General features: G+C 68.6%; 8 protein-coding genes. 5 read left to right on the forward strand and 3 right to left on the reverse strand.

The window, feature by feature from the left end; all coding sequences use genetic code 11:
- The first annotated feature begins 2 nt into the window (after positions 1-2).
- Positions 3-1,952: a 3D-(3,5/4)-trihydroxycyclohexane-1,2-dione acylhydrolase (decyclizing) gene (iolD, locus tag BST38_RS26375; RefSeq protein WP_083146480.1), complete on the forward strand. Its 1,950-nt coding sequence runs from the start codon at positions 3-5 to the stop codon at positions 1,950-1,952.
- 11 nt (positions 1,953-1,963) lie between these two features.
- On the forward strand, positions 1,964-2,980 hold the full coding sequence (locus tag BST38_RS26380) for a Gfo/Idh/MocA family protein (RefSeq protein WP_083146481.1): 1,017 nt from the start codon (positions 1,964-1,966) through the stop codon (positions 2,978-2,980).
- Between the two features lie 28 nt (positions 2,981-3,008).
- On the opposite strand, the gene BST38_RS26385 is transcribed toward BST38_RS26380, so the two are convergent.
- The 3 genes from BST38_RS26385 to BST38_RS26395 form a co-directional block, all read right to left on the reverse strand.
- A complete protein-coding gene (locus tag BST38_RS26385) occupies positions 3,009-3,503 on the reverse strand; it encodes a hypothetical protein (RefSeq protein WP_237160930.1) in 495 nt (164 codons plus the stop codon).
- Between the two features lie 16 nt (positions 3,504-3,519).
- Entirely contained in the window at positions 3,520-5,694 is a 2,175-nt protein-coding gene (locus BST38_RS26390) for a glutamine synthetase III family protein (RefSeq protein ID WP_083146482.1), read from the reverse strand.
- 166 nt (positions 5,695-5,860) lie between these two features.
- Entirely contained in the window at positions 5,861-6,796 is a 936-nt protein-coding gene (locus tag BST38_RS26395; protein ID WP_083146483.1) for a LysR family transcriptional regulator, read from the reverse strand.
- 105 nt (positions 6,797-6,901) lie between these two features.
- Here BST38_RS26395 and BST38_RS26400 point away from each other — a divergent pair, with 105 nt between their 5' ends.
- From BST38_RS26400 to BST38_RS26410, 3 genes are all read left to right on the forward strand, one after another.
- Positions 6,902-9,208: an FdhF/YdeP family oxidoreductase gene (locus tag BST38_RS26400; protein WP_083146484.1), complete on the forward strand. Its 2,307-nt coding sequence runs from the start codon at positions 6,902-6,904 to the stop codon at positions 9,206-9,208.
- Complete coding sequence (gene fdhD, locus BST38_RS26405; RefSeq protein ID WP_083146485.1) at positions 9,208-10,044, forward strand: formate dehydrogenase accessory sulfurtransferase FdhD; 837 nt, start codon at positions 9,208-9,210, stop codon at positions 10,042-10,044. The genes BST38_RS26400 and fdhD overlap by 1 nt, the downstream gene beginning before the upstream one ends.
- Before the next feature lie 75 nt (positions 10,045-10,119).
- Positions 10,120-11,436, forward strand: coding sequence for a glycosyltransferase (locus BST38_RS26410; RefSeq protein WP_083146486.1), 1,317 nt, complete (start codon positions 10,120-10,122; stop codon positions 11,434-11,436).
- The last annotated feature ends 121 nt before the right edge of the window (positions 11,437-11,557 follow it).

The following is an 11,557-nucleotide window of genomic DNA, read 5'->3' on the forward strand; positions in this document are numbered from 1 at the left end:
CCGTGGTTTCCACCGCGCCGAAGTCGACCGAGAAGCTCGTCGACGACGAACCGACCGTGCGGCTCACCGTGGCCCAGGCGACCGTGCGGTTCCTGGCCAACCAGTACGTCGAACGGGATGGCGAGCGACACAAGTTCTTCGCCGGCTGCCTGGGCATCTTCGGCCACGGGAACGTGGCGGGCATCGGGCAGGCGCTGCTGCAGGACGAGGTCGAAGCACGTGAGGCCGGCGTCGAACCCGGGCTGAGATACGTGCTCGGACGCAACGAACAGGCCATGGTGCACACCGCGGTCGCGTACGCGCGCCAGCAGGACCGCACCCAGGCGTGGGCGGTCACCGCCAGCGTCGGCCCCGGCTCCACCAACATGCTTACCGGCGCGGCGCTGGCCACGATCAACCGGTTGCCGGTATTGCTGCTGCCCTCGGACACTTTCGCGACCCGCGTCAGCGCGCCGGTGTTGCAGGAACTGGAGTTGCCGTCCAGCGGCGACGTGACGGTCAACGACGCGTTCAAACCGCTGTCCCGGTATTTCGACCGGGTGTGGCGGCCCGAGCAGTTGCCCGCGGCGCTGCTCGGTGCGATGCGGGTGCTGACCGATCCTGTCGAGACCGGTGCGGCGACTGTGGCGCTCCCCCAGGATGTTCAGGCCGAATCGTTCGACTGGCCGGTGTCGCTGTTCGCCGAGCGCACCTGGCACATCGCACGCCCGCTGCCGGAACGGTCCGTCATCGCCAAGGCTGCGGCGGTGATCCGGTCGGCACGCACACCGCTGATCGTCGCCGGCGGCGGAGTGATCTATTCGGGGGCCGATGAGGCGCTGGCACGTTTCGTCGCCACCACCGGCATCCCGGTGTGCGAGAGCCAGGCGGGTAAGGGCTCGCTGCTGCACGACGATCCGCGCTCGGTCGGCGCGGTCGGATCGACGGGCACCACCGCCGCGAACGCCCTCGCCAGTGAGGCCGACGTCATCATCGGGATCGGCACTCGGTACAGCGACTTCACGTCCGCGTCGCGCACCGCGTTCAACAACCCCGACGTGCGGTTCGTGAACATCAATGTGGCGTCGCTGGATTCGGTCAAGCAGGGCGGCATCAGCGTGGTGTCGGATGCGAGGGAGGCGCTCGACGCGCTGACCGAGCTGCTGGCCGACCACACCGTCGGCGCCGAGTACACCACCCGGATCCGGGAGCTGATGTCCGAGTGGAACGCCACGGTCGACGATGCGTACCGCACCCGTGACGGCGAGGCACTGAACCAGAACCAGGTGATCGGGCTGGTGAACACGCTCTCGGATCCCCGCGACGTGGTGGTGTGCGCGGCCGGGTCGATGCCCGGTGATCTGCACAAGCTGTGGCGGATGCGTGACCGTAAGGGCTATCACGTCGAATACGGGTTCTCGTGCATGGGTTACGAGATCGCCGGCGGTATCGGTGTGCGGATGGCCGCCCCCGACCGCGACGTGTTCGTGATGGTCGGCGACGGCTCGTACCTGATGATGGCGACCGAACTGGCCACCGCGGTGCAGGAGGGCGTCAAGATCATCCCCGTGCTGGTGCAGAACCACGGTTTCGCGTCGATCGGTGGCCTGTCGGAATCGCTTGGCTCGCAACGGTTCGGCACGTCCTATCAGTACCGCGGCGAGAGTGGACGGCTCGACGGCGGCAGGCTGCCGGTGGACCTGGCCGCCAACGCCGCCAGCCTCGGCGCCGACGTCATCCGGGCCGACACCGCAGCTGAGTTCACCGATGCGGTCAAGGTGGCCAAGGCCAGCGACCGCACCACGGTGATCTATGTCGAGACCGATCCGCTGGTGTACGCACCGGACAGCCACTCGTGGTGGGACGTCCCGGTCAGCGAGGTCTCCACCCTGGATTCCACGCAGCAGGCCTACCAGCGGTACGCGGAGTGGAAGAAAGTGCAACGGCCGCTGATCAATCCGTCCGACCGCTGACAAGGAACGCCATGTCCGATCTGCGCATCGCCGTGCTCGGCGTCGGCGTGATGGGCGCCGACCACGTCGCCCGCATCACCTCGCGCATCTCCGGTGCCCGCGTGAGCGTGGTCAACGACTACGTCACCGAGAAGGCCGAACAACTCGCCGCCGCCATCCCCGACTGCCGGGCCGTCGCCGACCCACTCGATGCGATCGCCGGTGACGATGTCGACGCCGTGCTGCTTGCCAGCCCGGGGGCAGCCCACGAGAAGCAACTTCTCGCCTGCCTGGAGCACCGCAAACCGGTCATGTGCGAAAAGCCCTTGACGACAGATGTTTCCACATCGCTGGAGATCGTGCGGCGGGAAGCCGAACTCGGCCGGTCGCTGATCCAGGTCGGGTTCATGCGCCGCTTCGACGACGAGTACATGCGGCTGAAGATGCTGCTCGACGGCGGTGAGCTCGGCCGGCCACTGGTGATGCACTGCGTGCACCGCAATCCGAATGTGCCGTCGTACTTCGACAGTTCACTGATCGTCAAGGACTCACTCGTGCACGAGGTGGACGTGACCCGCTTCCTGTTCGGCGAGGAGATCGCCGCCGTGCAGATCATCAAGCCCGCCTCGAATCCCGGTGCACCCGAAGGTGTGATCGACCCGCAGATCGCGATCATGAAGACGGTCTCGGGCAAGCACGTCGACGTCGAACTGTTCGTCACCACCGGCGTCGCGTACGAGGTGCGCACCGAGGTGGTCGGTGAGCATGGCAGCGCGATGATCGGTCTGGACGTCGGGATGATCCGCAAGAGCTCCCCCGGCGTCTGGGGCGGCACGATCACCCCCGGGTTCCGGGAGCGCTTCGGTCGCGCCTACGACACCGAGATCCAGCGCTGGGTCGACGCGGTCAGGGGCGGTGCCGCCACGGGGAAGTACATCGATGGCCCGACCGCGTGGGACGGCTACGCCGCCGCGGCGGTCTGCGCCGCCGGCGTCGAATCGCTGGAGACCGGTCGGCCCGTCGACGTGCGCCTCGCCGAACGCCCCTGAGCGTCGGCACGCGAGCGCGCGTCGCGCGTCAGCTGGTCCGGCGGTCGCGCGGGTGTCGGTAGGCCTCGATCGACTCCAGGTCGGCGAGCACCTCGGCGCGGGTGTCGTAGTGCAGGGCGTGATCGACCTGGTGGTCGGCGTGGTCCGCCGACTGCATGATGTAGCCGTCGGGCTGGACGGTGATCATGGTGGGCACCCAGCCGTCGTCGCCGGGTGTGGACGGCGGCAACACCCACATGTCGGACAGCTGCTGGACGTGAGCGTGGACCGCGACCCACCCGCGCTCGACCAGCCGAGCACCTAGTTCGTCGTCGCGGTAGCGCGCGTGCGGCGCGACGTCGACCGCGCTCAGTGACTCTTCGAGGGCGTCGACGTCGATCCCGTCGAGCCGGGGGTCACCGGCGCCCGCGTCGCTGTCGGAGGCGCCGTCGCGACCGGCCCGCCAGGCCTTGCCCTTGGCGGTTTTCTTCCTACCCTTGCTGCGCGGCATGAGGTCCATCATGCCGCGCAGCGGGTACCGCACCCCCTGCTCCCCCCGGTCAGAGGATGAAGAGCATCTCCTGGTAGGTCGGCAGCGGCCAGAGGTCATCGGCGACAACCGCTTCCAGCGCGTCGGCGGCCGCACGGACCGCATCCATCGCGGGCAGCAGCGCCTTCTGGGCGTGCGTCGCCTCCTCCAGCGCCGAGTCCGCCGAGTGGCCGAGTGCACCCCTGAGTACACCGAGCGCGGCGGTCAGGTCGGCGATCGGCGCCGAAACCGCCTGCAGCAGCGTGGTATCGGCGTCCACGCCGGCCGCCTTGAGCGCCGCGACGTTCTGCGCGAGCTCGGTCTGGTAGCGCACCGCGGCGGGCAGGATCACCGTGGTACCGAGCTCGAGGGCGAGCTTGGCCTCGACCGCGATCGTCAGCGCGTACTGCTCGAGGCGGACCTCGTAGCGGCTGTGCAACTCCCGCTCGCTGAACACGCCGTACTTCTCGAAGACCTCGACGGCGCCGGGCTTGATCAGCTCGGGGATCGCGTCCAGCGTGGTCTTGAGGTTGGGCAGCCCGCGTTCGGCGGCTTCGATCTGCCAGTTCTCCGAGTAGCCGTCCCCGTTGAACACGACCGCGCCGTGCTCGGTGATGATCTCGGTGAGCAGGCTCTGCACTGCCACGTCGAAGTCCTCGCCGTCGGCGACGGCCTTCTCCAGCACGGTCGCCATGTAGTCCAGCGAGTCGGCCATGATCGTGTTCAGCACGATCATCGGCACCGCGACCGTCTGGCTGGAGCCCGGCGCGCGGAACTCGAAGCGGTTGCCGGTGAACGCGAACGGGCTGGTGCGGTTGCGGTCACCGGGATCGGTCGGCAGCGCCGGCAGCGTGTCGACACCGATGTGCATGACGCCCTTGCCCTTCGACGACGTCGCCGCACCCTTGGCGATCTGCTCGAAGACATCGGCCAGCTGCTCGCCGAGGAAGATCGAGATGATCGCCGGTGGCGCCTCGTTGGCGCCGAGGCGGTGGTCGTTGGTCGCCGAGGCCACCGAAACCCGAAGCAGCCCGGAGAATTTGTGCACCGCGCGGATCACCGCCGCGCAGAACACCAGGAACTGCGCGTTCTCGTGCGGGGTGTCGCCGGGCACGAGAAGCGACCCCAGCTCGGCGTTGCCGACCGAGAAGTTCACGTGCTTACCGGAACCGTTGACCCCGGCGAACGGCTTCTCGTGGAACAGGCACTCCATGCCGTGCTTCTTGGCGATCGTCTTGAACACCGTCATCAGCAGCTGCTGATGGTCGGAGGCGATGTTGGCCCGCTCGAACATCGGCGCCACCTCGAACTGCGCGGGCGCGACCTCGTTGTGCCGGGTCTTGGCCGGGATGCCGAGCTTGAACAGCTCACGCTCGGTGTCCATCATGTACCCGAGGACGCGCTCGGGGACGGCGCCGAAGTAGTGGTCGTCGAACTCCTGGCCCTTGGGCGGTTTGGCGCCGAACAGCGTGCGGCCCGCGTTGACGAGGTCGGGGCGGGCCAGGAAGAAGTGCCGGTCGACGAGGAAGTACTCCTGTTCCGGACCGCAGAACGAGACCACCTTCTGTAGATCCTTGTGCCCGAACAGCGTCAGGATCCGCTCGGCATGGGTGCCCATCGCCTGCTGGCTGCGCAGCAGCGGGGTCTTGAAGTCCAGCGCCTCGCCGGTCATCGACACGAACACCGTCGGGATGCACAGCGTGTTGCCGTTGGGGTTCTCCAGGATGTAGGCCGGGCTGGTGACGTCCCAGCCGGTGTAGCCGCGCGCCTCGAACGTGCTGCGCAGCCCGCCCGACGGGAAGCTGGACGCATCCGGTTCCCCCTGGATCAGGGTCTTGCCGGCGAACTCGGCGAGGGTCTCACCGTCGGAGACGGGCTCAAGGAAGCTGTCGTGCTTCTCGGCGGTCAAACCGGTCATCGGGTAGAAGACGTGCGCGTAGTGGGTGGCGCCCTTCGACAGCGCCCAGTCCTTCATCGCCGAGGCGACGGAGTCGGCGATCGCGGGGTCGAGCTTGGCGCCCTTCTCGATGGTCGCGACCACGGATTTGAACACCGATTTCGGCAGGCGCAGCTGCATCTCGGCCTTGGTGAACACGTTGGCGCCGAAGATCTCTCCTGGCGCCTCGGTCGGGTCGAAGCTGATCGCCGGCGGCACATATGCCTCGACGTTGTTGATCGCCTGCAGGCGTACCGCATTACCGCTCAATGGAGTTCCTTTGCACTACGGAATCCGCCTCGGCTCGACGGACGTGACCGGCCCACACTAGGAACGTTCGATGCCGAATTTGTTACGCGAGCGTCAACGACTGAAGTCGCTGGTTACGCGCGCGAACGCGCGGGCGCCGCTCGGCGTGTGCGACCGCCCCGCAACCTCAGCCCGAGGTCTCGTTCCACAGCGTGTCGATCCGGGCGCCGAGCTCGAGATCGGCAGCGACCGCCTCCAGCGCCGCAGCGACGATGGAGGCCGGGGCCCGGTCGTGGACGACCAGGCCGATTGGGGGCCGCGGGCCGTGCTGAACCATGGGCCGCGCCGCGAAACCGGGCGGCACCCCGAGTTGCGGCAGCCACGCGGTGGACGCGATCGTCGCCCGCCGCGACCCCGTCAGGTGCGCATAGAGCGCGTCCACCGAATCGGCTTCCACCGCAGGCCGGTACCGGGCCCCCTCGGCGGCCATGTTCGCGTCGAGGATGCGTCGGTTGCGCATCGTCGTGGTCAGCATGCACAGCTGCAGCTGCGCCGCGTCCGCCCAGCTGACCTCCCCTGAACCCATCACCGGATGGTCCGCCGGCGCCAGCAGCACGTATCGCTCCCGGTACAACTCCACCGACCGGGTGCCGGGCGTCGCCTCGTCGTCCAGGTAGGTCAACCCGGCGTCGAGCTCGAAATCGGCGAGTCGCCGGGCGATCTCGCGTGACGACAGCGCCTCGATGCGCACCGACGCCGCCGGGTTGCGGGCCAGGAACTCCGCGGTGATGAACGGACTTGCGGGCACCGCCGTCGGGATCGCCCCGATCCGCGCGGTCGCGGTCAGCCGCCCCTGCATGCGTTCCAGATCGGCGAGCATCTCGTCACGTTCGGCGACGATCCGCTGCGCCCACGACACCACCCGCCGGCCTTCCTCGGTGAACCCCTCGAAGCGCTGGCCGCGCTGCACGATGACGATGCCGAGTTCGCGTTCCAGCCGGCGGATCGCCACCGACAGGGTCGGCTGGCTGATGTGGCACCGGGCCGCCGCGCGGCCGAAGTGGCGCTCGGCGGCGAGTGCCAGAAGGTAGTCCAGGTGCTGCATCTGCACTTCGTTCGCCATCGGCCCTCCCGGTGCGCGTTTCGATAGACAACAACTATCACCGCATGTGAAATACCGAATACCGAGGTCTGAACAATGGGCTGCGCGCGAGGCTAGATTGGGGAAATGGCCAGCACGCGAGACGTCGACGCAACCTACGACGAGCGCGACGTGGTGGTCAGCGGCGCCGAACATGAAGCCGCCGGCGTGAAGGCCGTGATGGTCAGCCTGCAACGGGCGGTCGAACAGATGGGCCCGGTCCGCACCGTCGCGGCGCTGTCGAAACTCAACCAGCGGCACGGCTTCGACTGCCCGGGCTGCGCGTGGCCCGAGGAACACGGGGGACGAAAGCTCGCGGAGTTCTGCGAGAACGGTGCCAAGGCTGTCGCCGAGGAAGCCACCAAGCGGGTGGTCACCCCCGAGTTCTTCGCGCGGCACAGCATCGCCGAACTCGACGCGCAGCCCGAGTACTGGTTGTCCCAGCAGGGCCGGCTGACCCACCCGATGGTGCTGCGCCCCGGCGACGACCACTACCGGCCCATCGCCTGGGATGACGCCTACCGGCTGATCGCCGACGAGCTGCACGCCCTCGACGACCCGAACCAGGCGGTGTTCTACACCTCCGGACGCACCAGCAACGAGGCCGCATTCCTGTACCAGCTGCTGGTCCGCAGCTTCGGCACCAACAATCTGCCGGACTGCTCCAACATGTGCCACGAATCCTCGGGCACCGCGCTGATCGACGCGATCGGAATCGGCAAGGGTTCGGTCACCGTCGACGATCTCATCGCCTCCGACCTGATCCTGATCGCCGGACAGAACCCCGGCACCAACCACCCGCGGATGCTGTCGACCCTGGAGAAGGCGAAGGCCAACGGCGCCAAGATCGTTGCGATCAACCCGCTGCCCGAGGCGGGGCTGATCCGCTTCAAGGACCCGCAGAAGGTGCACGGTGTCGTCGGGCACGGGGTGCCCATCGCCGACGAGTTCGTCCAGATCCGCATCGGCGGCGACATGGCGCTGTTCGCCGGGCTGGGCAAGCTGCTGTTCGAAGCCGACGACAAAGCACCGGGCACCGTGGTCGACCGCGACTTCGTCGACCGGCACACCGCCGGATTCGGCGAGTACGAGACCCGCACCCGGGCACTCGATCTCGACACCGTGACCGACGCCACCGGCATCGGCCGTGACCAACTCGACCGGGTCGCCGCGATGCTCACCGCGTCGCGGCGCACCGTCGTGTGCTGGGCGATGGGACTCACACAGCAGAAGCACGCCGTGCCGTCGATCACCGAGATCTCCAACCTGCTGCTGATGCGCGGCATGATCGGCAAGCCCGGCGCGGGCCTGTGCCCGGTGCGCGGGCATTCCAACGTGCAGGGCGACCGCACCATGGGCATCTGGGAGAAGATGCCCGAACGCTTCCTCGCGGCGCTCGACACCAGGTTCGGGATCTCCAGCCCCCGCGAGCACGGAATGGACACCGTCGACGCGATCCGAGCGATGCGCGACGGCCGCGCCGCGGTGTTCATCGCGATGGGCGGCAACTTCGCCTCAGCGACCCCCGACACCCCGGTCACCGAGGCCGCGCTGCGGAACTGCTCGTTGACGGTCCAGGTGTCGACGAAACTGAACCGCAGCCACCTGGTGCACGGCCGCACCGCGCTGATCCTGCCGTCGCTGGGCCGCACCGACCGCGACATCCAGGCCACCGGCAAACAGCTGGTGTCGGTCGAGGATTCGATGTCGATGGTGCATCTGTCGCGCGGTAGCCTGCGTCCGCCCAGTGAGCACGTACGCAGCGAGGTCAGCATCGTCTGCCAACTCGCGCGTGCCCTCTTCGGCCCCGGCCATCCGGTGCCGTGGGAGAGCTTCAACGCCGACTACGACACCATCCGCGACACGATCGCCGACGTGGTGCCCGGCTGCGAGGACTACAACCGCAAGGTGCGCGGCCCCGACGGCTTCCAGCTGCCGCATCCGCCCCGGGACTCCCGCGAATTCCACACCGCGACAGGCAAAGCCAACTTCCGCGCCTACCCCGTCGAATGGGTGGAGATCCCGCACGGACGGCTCGTGCTGCAGACGTTGCGCAGCCACGACCAGTACAACACCACCATCTACGGACTCGACGACCGCTACCGCGGCGTCAAGGGCGGTCGGCGGGTGGTGTTCGTCAACCCCGCCGATCTGCAGCGGTTCGGCCTGGCCGACGGGGACCGCGTGGACCTGATCTCGGAGTTCACCGGCGCCGACGGGCAGGTGCAGGAACGGCGGGCGAAGGACTTCGCCGTGGTCGCGTACGCGACCCCGCAGGGCAACGCGGCGGCCTACTACCCGGAGACCAATCCTCTTGTCCCGCTGGACCACACCGCCGCGAAGTCGAACACCCCGGTGTCGAAGGCGGTCGTGATCCGGTTGGAGCGTGCGTAGTGGGACGGGTGACGGCGCGTCGGCGGGTCCGGCACGTCACGGCCGAGGACGCGGTGGCACGCCCGGAGACCCTGGCCGTCGAAGAGCCGCTGGAGATTCGGGTCAACGGCGCCCCGATCACCGTCACGATGCGCACCCCGGGCAGCGATGTCGAACTGGCCCAGGGGTTTCTGCTCACCGAGGGCGTCGTCGGCAGCCGTGAGGACATCGTGTCGGTGCGGTACTGCCGCGGCGCGACCGAGGACAGCTCCGGCTACTCGCAGAACACCTACAACGTCCTCGACGTCACCCTGGCGCCCGACGTCCCCGCACCCGAGGTGGATCCGACCCGCAACTTCTACACGACCTCGTCGTGCGGGGTGTGTGGGAAGGCCTCCCTGGACGCGGTCCGGCTCAGCAGCAAGCACTCCCCCGGCGACGATCCGTCCGTCGTCAGCGCCGAGACCCTGTCGGAGCTGCCCGGCAAGCTGCGCGACGCGCAGAAGGTGTTCGCCGCGACCGGTGGGTTGCACGGCGCGGCGCTGTTCACCACCGACGGCGACGCGCTCGTCGTGCGCGAGGACATCGGCAGGCACAACGCCGTCGACAAGGTCGTCGGCTGGGCGCTGGAACAGGGCCGGATCCCGCTGCCCGGGACGGTGCTGCTGGTGAGTGGGCGCGCGTCCTTCGAACTGACTCAGAAGGCGGTGATGGCGGGCATCCCGGTGCTCGCCGCGGTCTCGGCGCCGTCGTCGCTGGCCGTGGACCTCGCGGCGCAGTCCGGGCTGACGCTGGTCGCGTTCCTTCGGGGCGAGTCGATGAACGTCTACTCCCGGCCCGACCGCGTCACCCGGTAGCCGGCACGAAATCTCCATCCGTTCTCCACACAACCTCCAAGCACCGGTGCCCGTTCTGCGGCCAGCATCGTGCGCATGCCAGAAATCCTCATCGCGTCCTGCCCGCCGATCGGACACATCGGTCCGCTGCTCAACGTCGCCCGCGGCCTCGTCGCCCGCGGCGACCGCGTCACCGTGCTGACCAGTGCCCGCCACACCGACCGGATCCGCGCGGTCGGCGCCGAACCGCGGCCTCTGCCCTATGGCGCCGACTTCGACGACACCTCGCTCGACGCCGACCTGCCCGGCCGCGCCGAGACGTCCGGAATCGCCCGGCTCAGTTTCGACATCGAGCACATCTTCGTCCGGCCGATGCCGCACCAGTTCAGTGCACTGCAGGAACTGTTGGCCACCAACCAGTTCGACGCCGTCATCGCCGATGCGTTCTTCCTCGGCATCCTGCCCCTGCTGTTGGGCCGCACCGCCGACCGGCCGCCGATCCTCGCGTACTCCAGCACGCCGCTGTTCCTCAGCAGTGCGGACACCGCTCCGGCCGGCCCCGGCGTCCCGCCGATGCCGGGCACGGTCGGCCGGATCCGCAATCGCGCGCTGACCCTGCTGACGAGGACCGTGCTGCTGCGGCCCGCGCACCGCGCCGCCGTCAGAATGCTCACCGCGATGGGCGTGCAGCCACCTCCGGTCTTCGTGCTCGACTCGGCGGTGCTGGCCGACCGGGTCATCGTGCCGACCGTCCCGGAGTTCGAATATCCCCGCACCGACCTGCCCGACCATGTCCGGTTCGTCGGCGCGGTACACCCGATGCCCAGCGACGACTTCCTCGCCCCTGACTGGTGGGGTGAGGTGCACGCGGCGGTCGCGGCCGGTCGCCCCGTCGTGCACGTCACCCAGGGCACCATCGACAACGCCGACCTGGGTCGCCTCCTGGAACCCACCATCGAGGCCCTGGCCGACCTGGACGTCACGGTCGTCGTCACCACCGGGGGCCGCGACGTCGCCGCGATACGCGTCCCGATTCCCGCCAATACCTTTGTCGCCGAATACATCCCGCACGACAAACTGTTGCCCAGCGTCGACGTCATGGTCACCAACGGCGGCTACGGCGCGGTGCAGCGCGCACTCGCCGCAGGTGTCCCGTTGGTGGTGGCGGGCAATACCGAGGACAAGCCGGAGGTCGCGGCGCGGGTGGCATGGTCGGGCGCCGGTATCAACCTGAAGACCGGCACGCCGTCGGCGGCCGAGGTTCGGGAAGCCGTGCGGCGGATCCTCGACGACGGCCGCTACCTGCACCGGGCGCGGCAACTGGAGGCCGCGTTCGCCCGCAAGGACGGAACCGCCGAGATCGCGGCACTGCTCGACGAGGTGGTCGGAGAACGGCCCCGGGCACTGCGTTGACGGGCACTGCGTTGAGGCGTGTCGGGTGACAGCGCCGAGAATGCACTGAGGGCCGTCAGCCCACTGCTTGGATTCAAGCGGTGGCTGCAACGAATGTGGACGGGTCTGACAGTAGTCGGTC

Source organism: Mycolicibacterium parafortuitum (genome assembly GCF_002086815.1).
GTDB lineage: Bacteria > Actinomycetota > Actinomycetes > Mycobacteriales > Mycobacteriaceae > Mycobacterium > Mycobacterium parafortuitum.